At 69.6% G+C, this 20,836-nt stretch carries 21 protein-coding genes; 10 read left to right on the top strand and 11 right to left on the bottom strand.

All coding sequences use genetic code 11. The annotated features are described in order from the left end of the window. Positions 1 to 28: 28 nt before the first annotated feature. The 4 genes from HHL10_RS22250 to HHL10_RS22235 all read left to right on the top strand — a co-directional run bounded on the left by HHL10_RS22250 (position 29) and on the right by HHL10_RS22235 (position 3,951). The gene (locus tag HHL10_RS22250; RefSeq protein WP_169162598.1) at positions 29 to 622 is read left to right on the top strand and encodes a TRAP transporter small permease; all 594 of its coding nucleotides are present in this window, start codon (positions 29 to 31) and stop codon (positions 620 to 622) included. After that, the gene (locus tag HHL10_RS22245; protein ID WP_169162597.1) at positions 613 to 1,902 is read left to right on the top strand and encodes a TRAP transporter large permease; all 1,290 of its coding nucleotides are present in this window, start codon (positions 613 to 615) and stop codon (positions 1,900 to 1,902) included. Before HHL10_RS22250 ends, HHL10_RS22245 begins: the two co-directional genes overlap by 10 nt. Positions 1,903 to 2,024: 122 nt before the next feature. Next, positions 2,025 to 3,602, top strand: coding sequence for a galactarate dehydratase (gene garD / locus HHL10_RS22240; RefSeq protein ID WP_169162596.1), 1,578 nt, complete (start codon positions 2,025 to 2,027; stop codon positions 3,600 to 3,602). 16 nt (positions 3,603 to 3,618) lie between these two features. Beyond that, positions 3,619 to 3,951, top strand: coding sequence for a nucleotide pyrophosphohydrolase (locus HHL10_RS22235; RefSeq protein WP_169162595.1), 333 nt, complete (start codon positions 3,619 to 3,621; stop codon positions 3,949 to 3,951). A gap of 16 nt (positions 3,952 to 3,967) precedes the next feature. Here HHL10_RS22235 and HHL10_RS22230 read toward each other — a convergent pair whose 3' ends face one another. The 4 genes from HHL10_RS22230 to HHL10_RS22215 all read right to left on the bottom strand — a co-directional run bounded on the left by HHL10_RS22230 (position 3,968) and on the right by HHL10_RS22215 (position 7,237). Beyond that, positions 3,968 to 4,372, bottom strand: coding sequence for a type II toxin-antitoxin system VapC family toxin (locus HHL10_RS22230; RefSeq protein WP_169162594.1), 405 nt, complete (start codon positions 4,370 to 4,372; stop codon positions 3,968 to 3,970). Beyond that, positions 4,372 to 4,623 carry a hypothetical protein gene (locus HHL10_RS22225; protein ID WP_169162593.1) on the bottom strand — a complete coding sequence of 84 codons (252 nt, stop codon included), beginning with the start codon at positions 4,621 to 4,623 and terminating at the stop codon, positions 4,372 to 4,374. Before HHL10_RS22225 ends, HHL10_RS22230 begins: the two co-directional genes overlap by 1 nt. Before the next feature lie 128 nt (positions 4,624 to 4,751). Continuing rightward, entirely contained in the window at positions 4,752 to 6,536 is a 1,785-nt protein-coding gene (locus HHL10_RS22220; protein WP_169162592.1) for a methyl-accepting chemotaxis protein, read from the bottom strand. 197 nt (positions 6,537 to 6,733) lie between these two features. Continuing rightward, complete coding sequence (locus HHL10_RS22215; RefSeq protein WP_169162591.1) at positions 6,734 to 7,237, bottom strand: Lrp/AsnC family transcriptional regulator; 504 nt, start codon at positions 7,235 to 7,237, stop codon at positions 6,734 to 6,736. A 127-nt stretch (positions 7,238 to 7,364) separates the two neighbouring features. On the opposite strand from HHL10_RS22215, the gene HHL10_RS22210 reads away from it, so the two are divergent. Next, on the top strand, positions 7,365 to 10,958 hold the full coding sequence (locus HHL10_RS22210; RefSeq protein WP_169162590.1) for an indolepyruvate ferredoxin oxidoreductase family protein: 3,594 nt from the start codon (positions 7,365 to 7,367) through the stop codon (positions 10,956 to 10,958). An 88-nt stretch (positions 10,959 to 11,046) separates the two neighbouring features. After that, positions 11,047 to 11,382: a DUF433 domain-containing protein gene (locus HHL10_RS30275; protein ID WP_205833160.1), complete on the top strand. Its 336-nt coding sequence runs from the start codon at positions 11,047 to 11,049 to the stop codon at positions 11,380 to 11,382. Positions 11,383 to 11,409: 27 nt separating this feature from the next. Here the strand turns inward: HHL10_RS30275 and HHL10_RS22195 are convergent, their stop codons facing one another. After that, entirely contained in the window at positions 11,410 to 11,907 is a 498-nt protein-coding gene (locus tag HHL10_RS22195) for a hypothetical protein (protein WP_169162589.1), read from the bottom strand. 167 nt (positions 11,908 to 12,074) lie between these two features. On the opposite strand from HHL10_RS22195, the gene HHL10_RS22190 reads away from it, so the two are divergent. Both HHL10_RS22190 and HHL10_RS22185 read left to right on the top strand, forming a co-directional pair. Continuing rightward, positions 12,075 to 13,082 carry a zinc-dependent alcohol dehydrogenase family protein gene (locus HHL10_RS22190; RefSeq protein ID WP_169162588.1) on the top strand — a complete coding sequence of 336 codons (1,008 nt, stop codon included), beginning with the start codon at positions 12,075 to 12,077 and terminating at the stop codon, positions 13,080 to 13,082. A 68-nt stretch (positions 13,083 to 13,150) separates the two neighbouring features. Then, positions 13,151 to 13,831 (top strand): alpha/beta hydrolase, encoded by a 681-nt coding sequence (locus tag HHL10_RS22185; RefSeq protein WP_169162587.1) that lies wholly within the window; start codon positions 13,151 to 13,153, stop codon positions 13,829 to 13,831. 27 nt (positions 13,832 to 13,858) lie between these two features. Here HHL10_RS22185 and HHL10_RS22180 read toward each other — a convergent pair whose 3' ends face one another. The 6 genes from HHL10_RS22180 to HHL10_RS22155 form a co-directional block, all read right to left on the bottom strand. Continuing rightward, positions 13,859 to 14,347, bottom strand: a complete 489-nt coding sequence (locus tag HHL10_RS22180) for a cupin domain-containing protein (RefSeq protein WP_169162586.1) — start codon at positions 14,345 to 14,347, stop codon at positions 13,859 to 13,861. Positions 14,348 to 14,356: 9 nt separating this feature from the next. Next, the gene (locus HHL10_RS22175) at positions 14,357 to 14,797 is read right to left on the bottom strand and encodes a BLUF domain-containing protein (RefSeq protein WP_169162585.1); all 441 of its coding nucleotides are present in this window, start codon (positions 14,795 to 14,797) and stop codon (positions 14,357 to 14,359) included. A 75-nt stretch (positions 14,798 to 14,872) separates the two neighbouring features. Beyond that, complete coding sequence (locus tag HHL10_RS22170; RefSeq protein WP_169162584.1) at positions 14,873 to 15,997, bottom strand: 3-deoxy-7-phosphoheptulonate synthase; 1,125 nt, start codon at positions 15,995 to 15,997, stop codon at positions 14,873 to 14,875. Between the two features lie 94 nt (positions 15,998 to 16,091). Further along, positions 16,092 to 16,583 carry a GNAT family N-acetyltransferase gene (locus HHL10_RS22165; protein WP_310734650.1) on the bottom strand — a complete coding sequence of 164 codons (492 nt, stop codon included), beginning with the start codon at positions 16,581 to 16,583 and terminating at the stop codon, positions 16,092 to 16,094. Further along, complete coding sequence (locus tag HHL10_RS22160) at positions 16,571 to 16,879, bottom strand: type II toxin-antitoxin system TacA family antitoxin (protein ID WP_235971721.1); 309 nt, start codon at positions 16,877 to 16,879, stop codon at positions 16,571 to 16,573. The genes HHL10_RS22165 and HHL10_RS22160 overlap by 13 nt, the downstream gene beginning before the upstream one ends. A gap of 85 nt (positions 16,880 to 16,964) precedes the next feature. Continuing rightward, a complete protein-coding gene (locus HHL10_RS22155) occupies positions 16,965 to 18,398 on the bottom strand; it encodes an FAD-binding oxidoreductase (protein ID WP_169162583.1) in 1,434 nt (477 codons plus the stop codon). 152 nt (positions 18,399 to 18,550) lie between these two features. Here HHL10_RS22155 and HHL10_RS22150 point away from each other — a divergent pair, with 152 nt between their 5' ends. Further along, positions 18,551 to 19,603, top strand: coding sequence for an NAD(P)H-dependent flavin oxidoreductase (locus HHL10_RS22150; RefSeq protein WP_235971720.1), 1,053 nt, complete (start codon positions 18,551 to 18,553; stop codon positions 19,601 to 19,603). A gap of 418 nt (positions 19,604 to 20,021) precedes the next feature. Next, complete coding sequence (locus tag HHL10_RS22145) at positions 20,022 to 20,552, top strand: hypothetical protein (protein WP_169162582.1); 531 nt, start codon at positions 20,022 to 20,024, stop codon at positions 20,550 to 20,552. Positions 20,553 to 20,836 lie beyond the last annotated feature (284 nt).

Raw genomic sequence — 20,836 nt, 5'->3', positions numbered from 1 at the left:
GCGGCCCGCCTTTTCTGGAGACAACCCAATGACACAAGCCGCCCTGCCGGCCACCGTCGCGGACAACGAAAACGTCAACGCCGCCACCGGTACGCCGCTGGAGGCCGACCACACCCGGCCGCCCTCCACCCACCTCTACTCGCGCTTTTGCGCCTTTCTCTCCAAGGCCAGCCTGGTGCTGGCCGTGATCGGGCTCATCGCCCTGATCCTGTGCGTGCAGTTCCAGGTCGTCGGCCGCTACATCTTCAACGACACGCCCACCTGGGCCGAGGCCCTGGCGCTGCAGCTCGTGCTCTACATCACCGCACTGGGCGTGGCGGTGGGCGTGCGCGACGCGGGCCACATCGGGCTGGAGTCGCTGGTGTCGCTGCTGCCTGAAGCCTGGCGGCTGCGCCTGGAGATCCTCATCCACGGCTTCGTCGTGCTCTTCGGCGCCATCATGGCCAAGAGCGGCTGGCTGTGGACCACGCTCAAGTGGAGCGACATCAAGCCCATGCTGGGCGTGCCCGTGGGCGCGGACTACCTGGCCCTCGTGGTGGCCGGCGTGCTGATCGTTCTCTTTTCTATCGAACACATCATCGCGCTCGTGCGCGGTGAGGAAGTGGTGCCGGCATGGAACTGACCGTCCTGTCCCTGAGCTTCGCCGCCCTGCTGGTGCTGGGCGTGCCCGTGGCTTTTTCCATCGGCCTGGCCTCCATCGCCACGGTGCTGTACTCGGGCATGCCCGTGGAGATCGTCTTCCAGAAGATGGTGGGCGGCATGCAGGTGTTCTCCTTCCTGGCCATCCCGTTTTTCGTCTTCGCCGGCGAGCTCATGCTCTACGGCGGCATCGCCGACCGCATCGTGCGCTTCGCCAACAGCCTTGTCGGCCACGTGCGCGGCGGCCTGGGGATGAGCAACGTCGTGGGCTGCACGCTCTTCGGCGGCGTGGCGGGCTCGGCGCTGGCCGACGTCTCGGCCATGGGCTCGGTGATGATCCCGCTGATGAAGAAGGAGGGCTACGACGCCGACTACGCCGTCAACGTCACCACGCACTCGGCGCTGGTGGGCGTGCTCATGCCCACCTCGCACAACCTCATCATCTTCACGCTGGCCACCACCGGCATCGCCTCGGTGAGCGTGCTCAGCCTGATCCTGGCGGGCATCATCCCGGCCATCCTGCTGACCGCGTGCAACCTGGGCGCCGCCTACTACGTGGCGCGCAAGCGCGGCTATCCCATCCGCGGCGGCTTCCCCGGCTGGGGCGAGGTGCTCAAGAGCTTCCTGGGCGCGCTGCCGGGCCTGCTGATCGTGGTCATCATCCTCGCGGGCATCCTCTCGGGCATCTTCACCGCCACCGAGAGCGCCGCCACGGCCGTGTTCTGGGCCGTGCTGGTGACGGCCATCGTCTACAAGACGCTGAGCTGGGGCGACTTCCTCAAGGCCTGCGCCAAGGCCTGCAAGGCCACCGGCGTGGTGCTGCTGCTCATCGGCATCTCCAGCGCCTTCGGCTACTTCATGGCCCTGTACGAGGTGCCGCAGAAGACCGGCGAGCTCATGCAGTCGGTGACGGACAACCCGCTGGTGATCTTCTTCATGATCAACCTGCTGCTGTTCATCCTGGGCACCTTCCTGGACATGGCCGCCACCATCCTGGTGTGCACGCCCATCTTCCTGCCCATCGCCATGCAGTTCGGCATGGACCCGGTGCAGTTCGGCATCGTCATGCTCATCAACTGCGCGCTGGGCCTGAACACGCCGCCCGTGGGCGTGACGCAGTTCGTGGGCTGCGCCATCGGCAACATCTCGGTGGGCCAGGTGATGAAGTCGATCCTGCCCTTCTACAGCGCCCTGGGCGTGTGCCTGGCCCTGGTCACCTACGTGCCCGCCTTCTCGATGTGGCTGCCCAACATGTTCCGCTGACGGCCGCATGGCGGGGCCTGCCCCGCCCCGTCCCCTCTTCGTGAACTCCTGAACCCCGCGGCCGGAAGCCTCCTCCAACCAGGACTTCCGGCCGCGCTCATTTCCCAAGCAGGACCCTGCCCATGACCGCCCCTTCCGCACCGCTGCTCATCCGCATGCATGCGAACGACAACGTCGCCATCGTCGCCAACGACGGCGGCCTTCACGCCGGCACCGCGCTGCCCGACGGCCTGGTGCTGCGCGAGCACGTGCCCCAGGGCCACAAGGTGGCGCTGGTGGACTTGGTCGCCGGCGACGCCGTGCGCCGCTACGACGTACCCATCGGCTTCGCGCACGAAGACCTGCCCGCGGGCAGCTGGGTGCACGAGCGCCGGCTGAAGATGCCCGAGGCCCGCGGCCTCGAAGACCTGCCCCTGGCCACGCGCCAGGTGGAGCTCCCGCCGCTGGAGGGCTACACCTTCGAGGGCTTCCGCAACCCGGACGGCTCGGTGGGCACGCGCAACCTGCTGGCCATCACCACCACGGTGCAGTGCGTGGCCGGCGTGCTGGAGCACGCGGTCAAGCGCATCCGCGCCGAGCTGCTGCCTCAGTACCCCAACGTCGACGACGTGGTGGGCCTGGAGCATGGCTACGGCTGCGGCGTGGCCATCGACGCGCCCGATGCCGTCATCCCCATCCGCACGCTGCGCCACATCAGCCTCAACCCGAACTTCGGCGGCGAGGTGATGGTGGTGAGCCTGGGCTGCGAGAAGCTGCAGCCCGAGCGCCTGCTGCCGCCGGGCGTGATCCCGCTGGTGGACGAGCGCAACGTGGCCGACATCGGCAACAACGCCGGGCCGGGCCTGGACGTGGTGACGCTGCAGGAGCACGACGGCTTCGGGCCCATGATCGACACCATCATGGCGCGCGCCGAGCTGCACCTGGAACGGCTCAATGCCCGCCGGCGCGAGACGGTGCCGGCCTCGGAGCTGGTGGTGGGCGTGCAGTGCGGCGGCAGCGATGCCTTCAGCGGCGTCACCGCCAACCCGGCCGTGGGCTACTGCGCCGACCTGCTGGTGCGCGCCGGCGCCACCGTGATGTTCTCCGAGACCACGGAAGTGCGCGACGGCGTGGCCCAGCTCACCGCGCGCGCCGCGACGCCGGAGATCGCGCAGGCCGTGATCCGCGAGATGGCCTGGTACGACGAGTACCTGCAGCGCGGCAGCGTGGACCGCAGCGCCAACACCACGCCGGGCAACAAGAAGGGCGGGCTGTCCAACATCGTCGAGAAGGCGATGGGCTCGATCGTCAAGTCGGGCTCGGCGCCCATCAGCGGCGTGCTCTCGCCGGGCGAGAAGCTCAATGGCAGGAAGGGCCTGATCTACGCCGCCACGCCGGCCTCGGACTTCATCTGCGGCACGCTGCAGCTCGCGGCGGGCATGAACCTGCATGTCTTCACCACCGGCCGCGGCACGCCTTATGGCCTCGCGGAGGTGCCGGTGATCAAGGTGGCCACGCGCAGCGACCTGGCGCGGCGCTGGCACGACCTGATGGACCTCAACGCCGGGCGCATCGCCGACGGCGAGGCCAGCATCGAGGACATGGGCTGGGAGCTGTTCCGCCTGATGCTGGAGGTGGCCAGCGGGCGCCGGAAGACCTGGGCCGAGCAGCACCGGCTGCACAACGCGCTGGTACTGTTCAATCCGGCGCCGGTGACTTGAACCGGAGACGGACCCGATGACGACGCAACGCCTGCTCGACGTCACTGCGCTGGAGGCAGCGCTGCAGCGCTTTGCCGACGCGCGCGACTGGAACGGCTTTCACACGCCGCGCAACCTGGTGCTGGCGCTCACCGGCGAGGTGGGCGAGCTCGCCGAGCTGTTCCAGTGGCTCACGGACGAGCAGGCCGCGCGCCTCGCGCAGGACCCGGCCACCGCTCGCGCCGTGCGCGACGAGCTGGCCGACGTGCTGATGTACCTGGTGCGCCTGTCCAGCGTGCTGGGCGTGGACCTGGACGCGGCGGTGCGCGAAAAACTCGTCGCCAACGGAGTGAGGTACCCGGCGCCGTAGGCGGCCGTACCGCGTTCTACGGGGTCGGCTGCAACACGTTCACGGCCAGCGCACCGGCCGCGGCCTTCAGTCGGTCATCGTTGGTCCAGAGCTCGCTGCACCCGTGGTGCAGCGCCGTAGCCAGGTGCAGGGCATCGGGGGTCTTCAGCCCATGGCGCACCCGCAGGTCCAGTGCCTGCGCAAAAACCTCATCCCCTATGGGCAGCCATACCTGCTGCGCCAGCAGCTCGTCGTAGGCCTGGACCAATGCATGCTGGTCACCGCGCAGCGGCTTGACCAGCACTTCCAGCCGCACCAGCGGCGACACGCACAAGACGGCGTCCTGATGCGCCACCAGCCACGCGGTGGCAGCCTGCGCCAGGGCTCCTTGCCCCTCGACCCAGTAGATCAGCAGGCAGGTGTCGACATAGACACGCCGCATCACTCGGCGTCCCAGTCCTGACGGATTTCGCGGATGCGCTGTTCGATGTCCTGCGGATCACCCGGCGGCAAGGAGCGGAACGCGCAGGACTGCAGCAAGGCCAGCGTGGCGGGCACGCTGCCCTGCCCTGCCGCTTGCGGTTCCGCGGCGTCCAGAAAGGTCACCAGCACGGGCACGGGCTTGTCTCGCCGCAGCGTGGAGGGCAACTGGATCTGCCCATCGGGCAGAAGAACGGCCTGGACCGTCAGCATGGCTTCAGCTCCTTTGACAACGCTGGTTGGCCCATTGTCAGAGATGGCTTGAAGCCACGAAGCCCGGCATGCGACCGCGGCTCGTCAGCCGCGGACCGCCGGCATCCGCCCCAGCGTGTGACGTCGTCTCAAAACGCCGTCCACTCGCCGTCCGTGCCGGTGGCCGCGGTGTCGGCCCTGGCGACCCGGGCCGGAGCGTCCGGCTGCGGCTGCGGCACGCTGCGCTTGAAGTCCGGGCGCACCACGTTGCGCGCGCGCTCCGGGCAACGCCGCTCCCGGTCCGGCGCCGCCGCCCTGGCGACAGGAGCCGGCGCCGGCAGCGCGGCGGCGTGGCCGCCCTCGCCGGCCGCCAGGCGGAACACCGACACCACCTGCACCAGCTGCTGCGCCTGGAGCTTGAGGCTTTCGGCCGCGGCGGAGCTCTGCTCCACCAGCGCGGCGTTCTGCTGCGTGACGCGGTCCATCTGCGTCACGGCCTCGCCGACCTGCGCCACGCCCTTGCTCTGCTCGGCGCTGGCGCTGTTGATCTCGCCCATCAGGTCGGTGACGCGCTTGATGGCCGTGACCACCTCCTCCATGGTCTGCCCGGCGCGGTTGGCCAGGTCCGAGCCCACGCTCACGCGCTGCACGCTGTCGGTGATGAGGTCCTTGATCTCCTTGGCCGCCTCGGCGCTGCGCTGGGCCAGGCTGCGCACCTCGCCGGCCACCACGGCGAAGCCGCGGCCCTGCTCGCCCGCGCGCGCGGCTTCCACCGCGGCGTTGAGCGCCAGGATGTTGGTCTGGAAGGCGATGCCGTCGATCACGCCGATGATGTCGGCGATCTTGCGCGAGCTGTCCTCGATGCCGCGCATCGTCTGCACCACCTGCGCCACCACCTCGCCGCCGCCCACGGCCACGGCCGAGGCGCCCTGCGCGAGCTGGTTGGCCTGGCTGGCGTTGTCGGCGTTGTGGCGCACCGCGCTGCCGAGCTGGTCCATGGAGGCGGCCGTCTGCTGCAGCGAGGCGGCCTGCTCCTCGGTGCGGTGGCTCAGGTCCTGGTTGCCCTGGGCGATCTCCACGCTGGCCGTGGCCACGCCCTCGGCGCCATGGCGCACGTTGCTGACGATGCGCACCAGGTTGTCGCGCATGGCCTGCATGGCCGCCATCAGGCTGTTGGTGTCGCCGCTGCGGCAGGGCACGTCCGTCATCAGGTTGCCCTGGGCGATCTCGCGCGCCACGCGGGCGGCCTCGGCCGGCTCGCCGCCGAGCTGCCGGGTGATCGAGGGCGTGATCGTCAGCGCCAGCAGCACGGCCAGCAGCACGGCCAGCAGGCTGCCGCCGACCAGCACCGCGCGGCTGGTCTGGTAGGCGGCGGCATTGGCCTGCACCGCGGCGTCGGTCAGCTGGTGGCCCTGGGCGATGTAGGCTTCGACGCTGCGCACCAGCGTGGCCAGCAGCGGCCGGCATTCGCTGTTCATCTTGGCAATGGCCTCGATGCGCTGGTCCTGCACCGCCAGCTCGACGATGGCCAGCGCCAGCGGCCCGTAACGCGACTCGACGCTCCGGATCTCGCCGAACAGGCGCTGCTCCTCGGCGCTGACGTCGCCGCCCTGCTTCAGCAGCGCATCGAGCCTGGCGATGGCGGCATTCACCTTCTCATGCGCCTGCATCACGGCCGTCTTCTCGGCCTCCCGGTCGGCCGCGCTGCTCACCAGCACCAGGTTGCGGGCCGCGATGGCACGGGCACCGGCCTCGGCGAGCACCTGCTGCGCCAGCTCCTGCCGCACCACCACCTCGCCGCTGTAGCGCTCGAAATCCCGGTGCTCCTGGCTCAAGGCCCGCCAGGCCAGCGCGGCCAGCACGATGACCAAAAGGGTCAGCAACGCGAAGGCCCCGGCCAGCTTGGACTTGACGGTCAGGTTCTGCAAATTCATTCCGGCTTTCCTCCACTGTCTTTGTTCTTCAGCCCAACACAACGGGCTCCAGTGTCAAGATGTTCTAGACAAAATCGTTATGGAAGCGTTACGGCGCCTTTTCCACGCGTGTCTGCCGGCGTCCGGCGAGACATCCGTCACGCTTTGCCGCGACGGCGCCGCCGCCGGGAAGCACGCGGCTCCTGCCGCAGTCCGCCTCAGGCCTTGCCGGCCTTGCGGGGCGCCGGCCGCGGCGGCAGCGCAATGGGCAGCCGCGTCTCGGACTTGACCTCCTTCATCACCACGCTGGAGCGCACGTGCGTGACGCCGGGCAGGCGAAAGGCGGTCTCGTGCAGGAACTGCTCATAGGCCCGTATGTCCTGGACAAGAACCTTGATGACGTAGTCGGCCTGGCCCGTGGTGGACCAGCAGGCCACGATCTGCGGGCACTGCGCCACCGCCTGCTCGAAGCGCTGCACCTCGCCCTCCTGGTGGCGGCCGAGGTTGATCTCGGCCAGCACGCACAGCTGCAGGTTGACCTTCTCGCGGTCCACCAGCGCGGTGTAGCCGCGGATCACGCCCGCGGCCTCCATCTCCTTGACGCGCTTCCAGCACGGCGTACTGGACAAGCCCACCGCGGCGGCGAGCTGCTGCACGGTCTGGCGCGCGTCGCGCTGCAGCTCGTTGAGCAGCAGCACGTCATGGCGGTCGAGCAAATCCATTCTCCTGATCCTCATTCAGTGGAGAACATTGTTCTACCGCTCCGCGCACCACGGAGCAAAAAAGAATCCTTTTCCGGCTCTCGGCGCCTACGCTTGCCCCTCATCAGAGCAGCCCGGAGATGGCGCCATGGCCCAGGAGACAAGCCTCCCCTCTTCCCCGTCCCTTGCTTCCCGCGACCCGCTGCGGGACTACCGGCTCGACGACGCCCTGTGGGCGCCCCTCGGCCGCGTCTTTCTCAACGGCACGCAGGCGCTGGTGCGGCTGCTGCTGATGCAGCGCCGCCGCGACGCCGCCGCCGGCCTGGACACGCAGGGCTTCGTCAGCGGCTACCGCGGCTCGCCGCTGGGCATGGTGGACCAGACGCTGTGGCAGGCCGGCGAGCGGCTGCAGGCCGAGGGCATCCGCTTCCTGCCCGCCATCAACGAGGAGCTGGGGGCCACCGCCGTGCTGGGCACGCAGCGCGTGGAAGCCGACCCCGAGCGCACCGCGCAGGGCGTGTTCGCCCTCTGGTACGGCAAGGGCCCGGGCGTGGACCGCGCAGCCGACGCGCTCAAGCACGGCAACGCCTACGGCGCCTCGCCGCACGGCGGGGTGCTGATGGTGGCGGGCGACGACCACGGCTGCGTCAGCTCCTCCATGCCGCACCAGAGCGATCAACTGTTCCAGAGCTTCCACGCGCCGATCGTGTCGCCCTCCAGCGTGAGCGAGATCCTGGAGTTCGGCCTCTACGGCTGGGCGCTGTCGCGCTTCTCGGGCTGCTGGGTCGGCCTGACGGCGCTGTCGGAGGTGGTGGAAAGCGGCGCCACGGTGGACCTGGACCTGGTCCAGGCCCGCGCCGCCACCTGGCTCGACGCCGACACCGTGCGCAGCCTGACCGGCTACCAGCCGCCGCCCGACGGGCTGCACTACCGCTGGCCCGACCTGCCCTCGCTCAAGATCGAGGAGCGCTTGCATTCGAAGCTGGACGCGGTGCGCGCCTTCGCCCGCGTCAACAGCATCGACCGCACGGTGGTGGAGGCGCCGGCCGCGCGCGTGGGCATCGTCACCGCCGGCAAGGCACACCACGACTTCATGGAGGTGCTGCGCCGGCTGGAGGTGTCCCCTGAGACGCTGGCCGAGCACGGCATCCGCGTGCACAAGCTGGGGCTCACCTACCCGATCGAGCCGCGGCGCATGCTCGACTTCTGCGAGGGCCTGGCCGAGGTGCTGGTGATCGAGGAGAAGGGCCCGGTGGTGGAGACGCAGCTGCGCGAGCTGCTCTACAACCGCGCGCGGCGTCCGGCCATCGTCGGCAAGCGCGACGCGCAGGACCGGGCGCTGGTGTCCGAATTGGGCGAGCTGCGCCCCTCGCGGCTGATCGAGATCGTGGCGGACTGGCTGGTGAAGCATGGCCCCGACCTGGACCGCCGCCACCTGGTGCGCGACTTCACCCTGCCCGACCTGCTGCACAACGAGGCCGACGCCGTGAAGCGGCTGCCCTACTTCTGCGCCGGCTGCCCGCACAACACCAGCACGCGCGTGCCCGAGGGCTCGAAGGCGCAGGCGGGGATCGGCTGCCACTTCATGGCGAGCTGGATGCAGCGCGACACCGAGGGCCTGATCCAGATGGGCGGCGAAGGCGTGGACTGGGTGTCGCACGCCCTCTTCACCAAGGCGCCGCACATCTTCCAGAACCTGGGCGACGGCACCTACTGCCACTCGGGCTACCTGGCGATCCGGCAGGCCGTGGCCGCGGGCACGGCCATGACCTACAAGATCCTGTTCAACGACGCCGTGGCCATGACCGGCGGGCAGCCGGTGGACGCGCCCATTCCCGTGGACGCCATCGCGCGCCAGGTGGAGGCCGAAGGCGTCAAGCGCATCGCCGTGCTCTCCGACGACATCGGCAAGTACGGCGCGATGCGCGACCGCTTCCCCGCCGGCACCACGTTCCACGACCGCGCCGAGCTCGACGCCGTGCAGCGCGAGCTGCGCGGGCTGCCGGGCGTGACGGTGCTGATCTACGAGCAGACCTGCGCCGCCGAGAAGCGCCGCCGCCGCAAGCGCGGCCTGATGGAGGACCCGGCGCGGCGGCTGTTCATCAACGAGCAGGTGTGCGAGGGCTGCGGCGACTGCAGCGTGCAGAGCAACTGCGTGGCGGTGCTGCCGCACGAGACGGCGCTGGGCCGCAAGCGCCGCATCGACCAGGCCGCCTGCAACAAGGACTACTCCTGCGCCAAGGGCTTCTGCCCCAGCTTCGTGTCGGTGCTGGGCGGCAAGCCGCGGCGCAAGGCCGGCTCACTCACGGACCTGGGCACCTTCGCCAAGAAGGTGGAGGCGCTGCCCCGGCCGGCGCCGCACGACTGGACCGGGCCTTATGACCTGCTCGTCACCGGCGTGGGCGGCACCGGCGTGGTGACGGTGGGCGCGCTCATCAGCATGGCGGCGCACCTGGAGGGCAAGTCCGCCTCGGTGCTGGATTTCATGGGCTTCGCGCAGAAGGGCGGCGCGGTGCTGAGCCATGTGCGGCTGGCGGACGTGCCGCAGCGGCTGAACCAGGTGCGCATCGACACCCAGCAGGCCGACGCGCTGCTGGCCTGCGAGCTGGTGGTGGGCGCCAGCGCCGACGCGCTGCAGACCGTGCGGCGCGGGCGCACGCGCATCCTGGCCAACGTGCACGAGGTGCCGGTGGCCGAGCACTTGCGCAACCCCGAGGCCACGCTGCGCGTGCCGCAGCTGCTGGAGAAGCTGCGCTTCGCCGCCGGGGAGGAGCGCGTCGAAACCCTGGACGCGCAGGCGCTGTGCGAGGGCTTCATGGGCGACGCGGTGGCGGCCAACATCCTGGCGCTGGGCTACGCCTGGCAGCGCGGGCTGGTGCCGGTGGGCCTGGAGGCGCTGCTGCGCGCCATCGAGCTCAACGGCGTGGCGGTGGAGGCCAACAAGCTCGCGCTCTCATTGGGCCGCCTGGCCGCGGGCGACCCGGCCGCGCTGGCGGCACTGGGCACGGCACAGGACAGCGCCGTCGCCGACGAGCCGCTGGAGGCGCTGCGCGCGCGCGGCGTCGAGCTGCTCACCGCCTATCAGAACGCGGCTTATGCCCGCCGCTACGCCGCGCTGGTGGACGCCGCCGCCGCGCGCGAGCGCGAGATCGACGCCGACGCCTCCCTGCCCTTCGCCCGCGCCGTGGCCCGCGGCCTGTTGAAACTCATGGCCTACAAGGACGAGTACGAGGTGGCGCGCCTCTACACCGACGGCAGCTTCGAGCGCGCGCTGCGCCAGCAGTTCGAGGGCGAGCTGAAGCTCAATTTCCACATGGCGCCGCCGCTGCTGGCGCGCCCAAAGGACGGCCAGCCGCCGCGCAAGTGGACCCTCGGCCCCTGGCTGCGGCCGCTGCTGGGCGTGCTGGCGCGCGGCAAGGCGTTGCGCGGCACGGCGCTGGACCCCTTCGGCGCCACCGAGGAGCGGCGCATGGAGCGCGAACTGATCCGCCGGTACGAGCAGCGCGTGCGCGAGCTGCTGCCGCTGCTGAGCCCGGAGCGGCTGGCGCTGGCGGTGGAGATCGCCAGGCTGCCGCTGTCCATGCGCGGCTTCGGCCACGTCAAGGCGGGCAACGTGGCGCAGGCGCGGGCGCGCGAGGCCGAGCTGCTGCACCGCATCGACCCGGCGCACCACCCGCGCCCGGCGCCCTCGCGCGAGGCCGGGCAGATTCGGGGCATCCAGGTGACGGCGGGGGTGCATTGAGCTTGACCCCGAGGTCGTCGCGGTGCGGGGCACCGCGGTGCCCATGCCCTGCCCGCTAGCATCAAGGCTCCCCAGGAAAGGCCGGGCCATGCTTGAACGCATCACCATCGATCCCGCCATCTGCCACGGCAAGCCTTGCGTGCGCGGCCTGCGCTATCCGGTCGAAACCGTGCTGGAGTGGCTGTCCGCGGGCATGACGCCTCAGGAGATCCTGGCGGATTACGAAGACCTGGAGCCGCAGGACATCCAGGCCGTGCTGGCCTACGCCGCCCGGCTGGCGCAGGTGAAACGCATCGAGCTGCTGCCCAGAACAATCGATGCCCGACAGAGACTGGCCCGTGCCCGTGAATTGCGCGCCGCCCTGGCCGGCAAGGATTTCGAGGCAGCAGATATCGAGGCTTTCAAACGCGAAGGCCGCGAATGATCGTCGTTGACAGCCGTGCCTCTGCCCTCACGGGCAGTCTCTCATCAGGTTCAACGCGTTGTCGGGATCGCAACGCAGTACTTCCTTCAGCTCACCCAGCCGGTTGGTCAGAGGGCCGGCGCATTTCAGATCGCGCACCCGGCCATCCGGCGTCGCCACCCGCACGCCGGACCGTCGCTCGCCATCCTCTTCGTCGTAGTCGAACAGCGTGTAGTCCGTGCCGCGATTCGTGAATCGAATCTCGAAGCGGTTGGTTTGATAACGGGAATAGTGAGCGAAGAGAAATTCGTCCATGCCCAGGTTCTTGTCTTCGGGAAACTGGAACTCGATGTGATGCTCCAGGCCAAAGCGGTATTGCAATTCTTTTTCGGGCAGCCGGCCGCACAGGGCGATGTGCCGGCCTCTTGAGGTCTGGCAGGCGAAGAAGGCCGTTTCTCCTGCAGCGCAGAGGCCGGCCGCCTCGGCCCAGGCCATCGAGGCCAACGCCAGGCCGCAAACCAGCAAACCCTTGGATTTCCTGTTCACACCGCCTCCCTGAGGACTCGCCTGAATGACGGGCTCATGCCGTCCGGAACGCTCATTCCACACCCAAAGGCCCTCGCCCCGGTTTAACTGAACACCCCGGCCCCGCCGGACGCCAGCGCCGGCCGCGTTAGCCTTGCCCCCCCATCAACCAGCCCAGAGCACCCCCAATGAAAGCCATCACCCTGCGCGCCCCCGGCGGCCTGGACCGCCTCCAGGCCGTGGACCTGCCCGACCCCGGCGCGCCCGGCGCGGGGCAGGTCCGCGTGCGGCTGCACGCCAGCTCGCTCAACTACCACGACTACGCCGTGGCGCTGGGCGCCATCCCGACCGCCGACGGCCGCATCCCGATGTCTGACGGCGCCGGCGTGGTGGAGGCGTTGGGCGACGGCGTCACGGAATTCGCCGTGGGCGACGCGGTGGTGTCGGGCTTCTTCCCGACCTGGCTGGAAGGCCCGGCGCGCCTGGGCAACTTCGCCACCGTGCCCGGCGACGGCGTGGACGGCTACGCGCGCGAGGCCGTGGTCGTCCCGGCCACCTGGTTCACCCGCGCGCCGCGCGGCTACAGCCACCAGGAGGCCGCCACGCTCACCACCGCCGGCCTCACCGCCTGGCGCGCGCTGGTGGTCGAGGGCCGGCTGAAGGCCGGCGACACGGTGCTGGTGCAGGGCAGCGGCGGCGTGTCGGTGTTCGCGCTGCAGCTGGCCAAGGCCATGGGCGCGCGCGTGGTCGCCACCTCCTCCTCCGACGAGAAGCTGGAGCGGCTGCGCGCCCTGGGCGCCGACCACGGCATCAACTACCGCCGGCACGCCGATTGGGGCCCCCTGGCGCGCGAGTGGACCGGCGGCCTGGGCGTGGACCACGTGGTGGAGGTGGGCGGCCCGGCCACGCTGGCGCAGTCCATCGAGGCGGTGCGCGTGGGCGGGCACATCGCGCTCATCGGCGTGCTCACCGGCATGGGCGGCGAGATTCCCACTGCGGCGCTGATGGCCAAGCAGGCGCGGCTGCAGGGGATGATCGTGGGCAGCCGCCGCATGCAGCAGGACTTCGTCGCCGCGCTGGAGGCCACCGGGCTGCGGCCGGTGATCGACCGCACGTTCGCGCTGGCCGACTTGGCCGACGCCTTCCGGCACCAGGGCGCCGGCGCGCATTTCGGGAAGATCTGTGTCTCCATTTGAGGGAACGGCCCGGGCCACCCTGGGAACGGACGCAGGCGGACGGGCCTTCGGGTTGCTCGAGCGGGCCCATGCCTGACCGCGCCCGCCTGTCCGCCCGCCCCTGCGACGCTCCGCCCCTGGCCCACGAGGCTGCCGTGGGCCTGCACCGCCTGGACCTCGACGCCGCCACCCGCCCGATGGCGCTGCACGTGCCCGTGGGCTGGTGCGCCGACACGCCCGCGCCGCTGGCGGTGATGCTGCATGGCGCCGGCGGCAGCGCCGCGCAGGGCGGCTCGCTGCTGGAGCCCTTCGCCAGCCACCGCGGGCTGCTGGTGCTGGCGCCGGTGTCGCAAGGCTCCACCTGGGACGCGCTGCGCGGCGACTGGGGCCCGGACGTGGCGGCCATCGACGCCGCGCTGGCCTGGCTGTTCGCGCGCTATCGCGTGGACGCGGCGCACCTGGCGGTGGGCGGCTTTTCCGACGGCGCGTCCTACGCCCTGGGCCTGGCGCTGGCCAACGCGGAGCTGTTCCCGCGCGCCCTGGCGCTGTCGCCGGGCTTCGTGCCGCGCGCGCCGGGGCAGACGCCGAACGTGGCGGTGTTCATCGCGCACGGCACCGGCGACGCGGTGCTGCCCATCGGGCCCTGCAGCCGCCGCATCGTGCCGGGGCTGCGCGGCGTGGGCGTGGACGTGACGTATCTGGAGTTCAACGGCGGGCACGAGGTGCCGCCGGAGGTGGCGAGCGATGCGGTGACGTGGGTGCTGAAGTAGCGGGCAGCCCGCCCGCGCCCACTGGACTCAGTACGCCGTCCCGTCCTTGTGGGTGAAAGTCCAGCGTCCCTCCACCAGCATCGCCTGGATGTCATCGTCCGGGTAGCTCGCCGCGTCGCCCGGCGTGCGGTCGCCGGCTTCCAGGTAGACCACCTCCTCGGCCTTGTCGTTGCGCAGGCAGTGCGCGTCGCCGCTGCCGGCCTTGAAGCCGGCGCACATGCCCGGCGCCAGCGGCGTGTCGCCGGCGTCGGTGCACAGCGTGGGGTGGCCTTGCAGCACGTAGACGAACTCGTCCTGCCGGCTGTGCGCATGGCGCAGCGCCGACACCGCGCCCGGCGCCAGGTGCACCAGGTTCACGCCGAAGTTCGTGAGGCCGAACAGCTCGCCCAGCGGGCGTTTCACCCGCCCGGCCATGCGCGAGGCGAAGGGCTCGGGGTAGTTCGAGGGCTTCACCCGCGCCGGCGCCTCGGCGGCGACCACGGCGACGGGACGGGCAGGACGGGCTTCGTCGGACATGCGCTTCCCTCAGGCGGCCACCAGGCCGTTGTTGTGGCTGTAGTGGCTGAGCAGCTGCAGCGCCAGGCCCGGACGCGCCCGCAGCCGCTCCGCGTCGAAGCCGGGGTGCAGGTAGCGCAGCAACTCGGGGGGCAGGTCACTGCCGTCGTCGTCCGGGAAGACGCAGGCCATGGCCCATTCCGGAAAGGAGCGCTCCTCGATGGGCCCTTCCAGCAGCTTGGTGATGCGGCAATGGCGCTCGTCCTCGCGGATGCGCGCGTACAGCGCCTTCACCGCCGCTTCCTTGCCCTCGACGAGCTGCATGAAGCCGCCATGGGCGTACAGCAGCAGCCCGGTGATGCCCGCGGCCTCGTTGTGCCGCACCGACTCCTCCAGCAGCGACTGCAGCTCGGCGCGCGTCGGCGCCTCGCCGGACACCATGCTGAGATAGATCACCTGGTAGAGCGCCATGGCGGGACCTTTGCTCCGATATGCCTCAAGGGCGCACAGCATCGCGGCGCGTTTCCGCCGCGACGCTGATGGAGATCAAACGCCGCCGCGCCGCGCCTGCACCGCGTCGGCCAGCCGGCGCAGCACGCCGGCGGTCTGGGCCCAGCCGATGCACGCGTCGGTGATGGACACGCCGCGCTGCAGCGCCACGCCGGGCTGCAAGTCCTGTCGGCCCTCCTCCAGGTGGCTCTCGATCATCAGCCCGGCAATGCGGCGCTCGCCCGCGGCGATGCGCGCGGCGATGTCGTCGGCCACCTCGATCTGGCGCCGGTGCTGCTTGGCGGAGTTGGCGTGCGAGCAGTCCACCATCAGCGTCTCGCGCAGGCCCGCCTTGCGCAGCGCCTCGCAGCTGGCGTCGATGCTGGCGGCGTCGTAGTTGGGGCCGCGCGAGCCGCCGCGCAGGATGACGTGGCAATCCTCATTGCCGCGCGTCTCGAAGATGGCGGCCTGGCCCATCTTGGTCATGCCCATGAAGGCGTGCGAGGCGCGCGCGGCCTGCAGCGCGTCCACCGCCACCTGGATGCCGCCGTCGGTGCCGTTCTTGAAGCCCACCGGGCAGCTCAGGCCCGAGGCCAGCTGGCGGTGGCTCTGGCTCTCGGTGGTGCGCGCGCCGATGGCGCCCCAGCTCACCAGGTCGGCGATGTACTGCGGGCTCAGCAGGTCCAGGAACTCGGTGCCGCAGGGCAGGCCCAGCGTGGAGATCTCCAGCAGCAGCTCGCGCGCCTTGCGCAGGCCCTCGTTGATCCTGAAGCTGCCGTCCAGGCGCGGGTCATTGATGTAGCCCTTCCAGCCCACGGTGGTGCGCGGCTTCTCGAAGTACACCCGCATCACCACCAGCAGCTGGCCCTGCAGCTCCTCGGCCAGGCCCTTGAGGCGCTGCGCGTACTCGACGGCCTGCTCGCGGTCGTGGATGGAGCACGGGCCGACGACGACCAGCAGCCGGTCGTCTTGGCCGCGCAGCACGTCGGCGATGTCCTCGCGCGCGGCTTCCACCACCGCCTGGGCGGGGTCGGACACCGGCAGCTCGTCCAGCAGCAGCGCCGGCGAGATCAGCGGACGCACGGCGCGGATGCGCACGTCGTCGATGCGGGTGAGGTCCTGCGTGCTGTCGGCGTTGCCGGCTTCGTGGTCGTGCAGGGGGTCGTCGATGCGTTGATTCATGGCGCGAGAACTCAGGGGTGAACTGCAGGAAAAGACGGAAGACTCAATGGGCCGCTGCTTGGTCGGGAGAGTGTGGGTTTGAGCTTGGTCAGGCTTAACGAAGGCCCAGCATGACCGTCAAAGGCTCGGCGGGGGAAACAACGAAGCCATGCCGCAAATAGAAAGCCTTGGCCTTTTCGTCGATGGCATGGCACAGCATGGCTCGCATGCCCACGATTTCAGCCGCCTGAAGAGCGCGTGAAACCGCATCCTTGAGCAAGCCCGTACCGATACCCTGCCCGCCCCAGTCCTTGTGCACGGCCAAGCGGCCCAGCACGACGACTGGAATTGGTTTGGGCATGTTGCGCCGCAGTGCGCCCGTCGCGACGCCAGGTTCGACCGCTCCCGCAGCCAACGCGTAATAGCCCACGACCTGGGACCCGGCACAGACGACATAAGTCTTCGAGCCACCAGCGACATGGTTGGCCAATGCCCGGCGCTGCAGCCATGTCGTCAGCTCGGAATGCTCACAGGCGAAATTGGAGACGTCGTGCTGCGGCGAGATGGGGGCCGGTGCGCTGAGCGCCGGATGACTCACTGCTCCCACGGTGCACGCGTGGACAGCAAACGGCGCACGGCCTCGTTGTCTTTCAACGGCGCCGACATCAACGCTTCGAAAGCTTGGAACTGCGCTTCGTCGAGCTGGAACAAGGTCTGGTCCAGCAGCACTTGGCGCGCCTTCTCCGAGGAGGCTTCCAACATGAAATCGGTGCGCGTCTTCCCGGACAGGGCCGCTGCTCGGTCGATGAGCTCGCGTACCTCTTCCGGGGCGCGCACGTTGATGGTGGTCGTTGATGCACCCGGCATGGGAACCTCCGCAGCTTCGGTTTTCAAGCTGGACATGATTGCCGCTTGTATATACGACGTCAACACAAACCGCATTGACTGAGCCGTCTACTGTTCTCCAAACAGCAGTACGGCCCCCAGCTCAAAGCTCAAAAATCTTCCCGGGATTGAGGATGTTCTTCGGGTCGAGCGCGCGCTTGACGGTGCGCATCAGCTCCACCGCGCCCGCGCCCGCTTCCTCGACCAGGAAGCCCATCTTGTGCAGCCCCACGCCGTGCTCGCCGCTGCAGGTGCCATCGAGCTGGAGCGCGCGGCGCACGAGCTGGTGGTTGAGCGCCTCGGCGCGGGTGCGCTCCTCGGCGCTGTCGGGGTCGATGAGGTAACCGAAGTGGAAATTGCCGTCGCCAACATGCCCGACCAGGAAGTACGGCAGCCCGGAGGCGTCCACCTCAGCCACAGAATCGAGCAGGCAGTCGGCCAGGCGCGAGATGGGCACGCAGGTGTCGGTGGAGATGACGCGGCAGCCGGGCCGCGACTGAATTGCCGCGAAGTAGGCGTTGTGCCGCGCCGTCCACAGCCGCGTGCGCTCCTCGGGCGTGCTGGCCCACTCGAAGGCCTGGCCGCCGAACTCGGCCGCGATCTCCTGCACGGTCTCGGCCTGCTCCTTCACGCCCGCGGGCGAGCCGTGGAACTCCATCAGCAGCATGGGCTCCTCGCGCAGGCCCAGCTTGGAGTGGGCGTTGACCATGCGCACCGTGTTGGCGTCGATCAGCTCCACGCGGGCGATGGGCACGCCGAGCTGGATGATCTGGATGACGGTGCGCACCGCGGCCTCGATGCTCGGGAAGGAGCACACCGCCGCCGACACGGCCTCGGGCAATGGGTACAGCCGCAACGTGATCTCGGTGATCACGCCCAGCGTGCCCTCGCTGCCCACCATCAGCCGCGTCAGGTCGTAGCCGGCGCTGCTCTTGCGGGCGCGGGTGCCGGTGCGAATGATCTTCCCGTCCGCGGTCACGACCTCCAGCGCCAGCACGTTCTCGCGCATGGTCCCGTAGCGCACGGCGTTGGTGCCCGAGGCGCGCGTGGCGCACATGCCGCCGATGGAGGCATCGGCGCCGGGGTCGATGGGGAAGAACAGGCCGGTGGACTTCAGCTCGTCGTTGAGCCGCTTGCGCGTGATGCCGGGCTGCACGGTGACGGTGAGATCTTCGGCGTCGATGGACAGCACCTGGTCCATGCGCGAGAGGTCCAGGCTGATGCCGCCCTGCACCGCCAGCAGATGCCCTTCCAGCGAGGAGCCGGCACCGTAGGGAATGAGCGGCACCTCGTGCTGGCTGCACAGGTCCACCACTTCCGCCACCTCGGCGCTGCTCTGGGCGAACACCACCGCCGCGGGCGGTGGCACGGTGAAGGCGGACTCGTCGCTGCCATGCTGCTCGCGCACCGCCTGGGCGGTGGAGCAGCGCGCGCCGAAGCGGGCCTGCAGGGTTTCGATCAGCGCCTGCGGCACCGGGCGCTGGCGCACCACGGGCAGCAGGTCGGCGGCCGGAAGCTCGGAAGACGGGTGAAGCATGGGGGTCTCCGTGATGACGCCGGCGACCGCGGCCGGCCTTGAGAGGCGGGCAATATACGCCGCCCCCGATGGCGCTCCGGCGACGGGGCCGGCGCCATGGCGCCAGGGCAGCGCCGCCGGCCCACGGGCACGGCGTGAGAATCGGTCCTCCCATGAACACCGAGGCTGCCGAGATGAACCTTGCCGAACTGCTGGGCCTGCAATTTCCGCTGATCCAGGCCCCCATGGCCGGCGTGCAGAACAGCGCGCTCGCCATCGCCGTGTGCAACGCCGGCGGCCTGGGCTCGGTGCCCTGCGCCATGCTCACGCCCGAGGCGCTGCACGAGGAGTTATTCACCCTCACCGCCGCCACGCGCCGGCCCTACAACGTCAATTTCTTCGTCCACCAGCCGCCCACGCCCGACGCCGCACGCGAGCAGCGCTGGCGCACCGCCCTGGCGCCCTATCACGCCGAATTCGGCATCGATCCGGATGAAATTCCGGCCGGCGCCGGCCGCGCCCCCTTCAGCGCCGAATTCGCCGACGTGCTGGAGGATTTCAAGCCACCGGTGGTGAGTTTCCATTTCGGGCTGCCCGCGCCGGCATTGCTGCAGCGGGTGAAAAGCTGGGGCGCCAAGGTGATTTCCTCCGCCACCACCGTGGAAGAAGCCCTTTGGCTGGAAGCGCACGGGGTGGATGCCGTCATCGCCATGGGCCTGGAGGCCGGCGGGCACCGCGGCATGTTCCTCACTGACGACATCACGACCCAGGTCGGCACCTTCGCGCTGCTGCCGCAGGTGGTGAAGGCGGTACGGGTGCCGGTGATCGCCGCCGGCGGCATCGCCGACGCGCAAGGCGTGCGCGCCGCCATGGCGCTGGGCGCGGCCGGCGTGCAGGTGGGCACGGCCTACCTGCTGTCCAAGGAAGCGACCACCAGCGCCCTGCACCGCGCGGCGCTGAAGAGCCCGGCGGCAGCGCACACGGCGCTGACCAATCTCTTCACCGGCCGCCCGGCGCGCGGCATCGTCAACCGCGTGATGCGCGAGCTGGGCCCGATGTCGGACGCGCCGCCCGCCTTCCCGCTCGCCACCGCCGCCATCGCGCCGTTGCGCGCGCAGGCCGAGGCAAAGGGCTCCGGAGATTTCTCGCCGCTGTGGGCGGGGCAGAACGTGAGCGGGTGCGCGGAGCTGTCAGCAGCGGAGATTACGAAGGCTCTTTTCAAATAAGCGAGCACCGGCCGGCGCCATCACCCCGCCGGCCGATTGAGGACAAATTCACGGTTCCCCCAAAAGGGCGGCATGAAAGCCTGAGCATGTGACCAAAGTTTGGTTACAGGGGCCGACATCTCGAAAACAATTGAACCTATAAAGCCTGCCGCCCCGGCCGAATAAGGCCGTCAGCAAGCCGGAGCGCGCATGGTCTTTTGATGTCCTGAGGGATTGGGGCATTTTCGAGAAATAGTGCCGCTGCGGCCTCCCTCGTCAGGGGACGGGGGATTCACGGAATCGACCCATGCGCTCTATGTCCTGGAGTGTGCGCCTCGCTGCGTCCGCGTTTCTGATTTTCTCCGCGGCAATTTGTCACGCCGCGCCGGCCGCTGGCAATTCGAGCTGCCAGCCGCAGGTCAGCGTGCGGACTTTGCCCTTGACTCATGCCGAGGACGATTCCGGCGACGTGCGCGTGGTCACGGCGCTGAACCGCAATTCCTCGCTGCCGCTGACCCAGCGCAGCTACGGCCTGGGTTCCACCTACGCCGAAAGCCGCGTCACCGCCTACTGGCGCAAGGACGTCCAGGGCTGCCCGGCGCTGGAACTGGAGGTGGGCTACCAGAAGACCACCGTGCACATCGCCAGCGAGCTCAAGGACAGCCCCTGTGCCTACGACCATGTGCACGCGCACGAGATGAACCACCTGGCGATCTACCGGAAGTGGCTGGAGGAATCGCCCGAGCGGCTGGGCGCGGTGTTCAAGGAACGCTTCGCCATGCTCACGGCCCTGGACGCGCCGCAGCGCGGCCAGGAAACCGTCCGCCTCGCACTGCAGGAATTCGGCAAGGTGCGCGCGCAGCACGACCAGTTCGATTCGGAAGAGGAATACGCAGCCAATCAGGCGGTGTGCGAAAGGTTCATTCCGAAAATGCTGGATCGATTGGAGAAGGAAGGCAAATTGCCTTGAATTCAAGTTGCGAGTTGCCGAGCCTCGCTTTGCATTGACCTATTGAAGCTTGGGCAGCCCATCGGCTGAAATAGCTCGCACCCTACTTCGTCATTCCCGCGCAGGCGGGAACCTAGGCGGTCCCACGTCGGATCGCAAGAGTTGACGCAGGCATTACGACATTCGAAATACGGGCCCGCTGCCACGTCTACTGACGGCCCGCTTGGGGACTCCCTGGGTTCCCGCCTGCGCGGGAATGACGAAATAGCAGGCGGGACGGCTCAGCTACGGCCTGCGCCTGAAAT

Origin of the sequence: Azohydromonas caseinilytica, assembly GCF_012927045.1 — a bacterium.
Lineage (GTDB): Bacteria > Pseudomonadota > Gammaproteobacteria > Burkholderiales > Burkholderiaceae_C > Azohydromonas > Azohydromonas caseinilytica.
This window is presented reverse-complemented; position numbering and strand designations above follow the sequence as displayed.

Bases quoted from the DNA above. Each gene is read 5' to 3' on its own strand.
- HHL10_RS22250 (WP_169162598.1), top strand. From the start codon at position 29: ATGACACAAGCCGCCCTGCCGGCCACCGTCGCGGACAACGAAAACGTC.
- HHL10_RS22245 (WP_169162597.1), top strand. From the start codon at position 613: ATGGAACTGACCGTCCTGTCCCTGAGCTTCGCCGCCCTGCTGGTGCTG.
- garD (WP_169162596.1), top strand. From the start codon at position 2,025: ATGACCGCCCCTTCCGCACCGCTGCTCATCCGCATGCATGCGAACGAC.
- HHL10_RS22235 (WP_169162595.1), top strand. From the start codon at position 3,619: ATGACGACGCAACGCCTGCTCGACGTCACTGCGCTGGAGGCAGCGCTG.
- HHL10_RS22230 (WP_169162594.1), bottom strand. From the start codon at position 4,372: ATGCGGCGTGTCTATGTCGACACCTGCCTGCTGATCTACTGGGTCGAG.
- HHL10_RS22225 (WP_169162593.1), bottom strand. From the start codon at position 4,623: ATGCTGACGGTCCAGGCCGTTCTTCTGCCCGATGGGCAGATCCAGTTG.
- HHL10_RS22220 (WP_169162592.1), bottom strand. From the start codon at position 6,536: ATGAATTTGCAGAACCTGACCGTCAAGTCCAAGCTGGCCGGGGCCTTC.
- HHL10_RS22215 (WP_169162591.1), bottom strand. From the start codon at position 7,237: ATGGATTTGCTCGACCGCCATGACGTGCTGCTGCTCAACGAGCTGCAG.
- HHL10_RS22210 (WP_169162590.1), top strand. From the start codon at position 7,365: ATGGCCCAGGAGACAAGCCTCCCCTCTTCCCCGTCCCTTGCTTCCCGC.
- HHL10_RS30275 (WP_205833160.1), top strand. From the start codon at position 11,047: ATGCTTGAACGCATCACCATCGATCCCGCCATCTGCCACGGCAAGCCT.
- HHL10_RS22190 (WP_169162588.1), top strand. From the start codon at position 12,075: ATGAAAGCCATCACCCTGCGCGCCCCCGGCGGCCTGGACCGCCTCCAG.
- HHL10_RS22185 (WP_169162587.1), top strand. From the start codon at position 13,151: ATGCCTGACCGCGCCCGCCTGTCCGCCCGCCCCTGCGACGCTCCGCCC.
- HHL10_RS22180 (WP_169162586.1), bottom strand. From the start codon at position 14,347: ATGTCCGACGAAGCCCGTCCTGCCCGTCCCGTCGCCGTGGTCGCCGCC.
- HHL10_RS22175 (WP_169162585.1), bottom strand. From the start codon at position 14,797: ATGGCGCTCTACCAGGTGATCTATCTCAGCATGGTGTCCGGCGAGGCG.
- HHL10_RS22170 (WP_169162584.1), bottom strand. From the start codon at position 15,997: ATGAATCAACGCATCGACGACCCCCTGCACGACCACGAAGCCGGCAAC.
- HHL10_RS22160 (WP_235971721.1), bottom strand. From the start codon at position 16,879: ATGTCCAGCTTGAAAACCGAAGCTGCGGAGGTTCCCATGCCGGGTGCA.
- HHL10_RS22155 (WP_169162583.1), bottom strand. From the start codon at position 18,398: ATGCTTCACCCGTCTTCCGAGCTTCCGGCCGCCGACCTGCTGCCCGTG.
- HHL10_RS22150 (WP_235971720.1), top strand. From the start codon at position 18,551: ATGAACACCGAGGCTGCCGAGATGAACCTTGCCGAACTGCTGGGCCTG.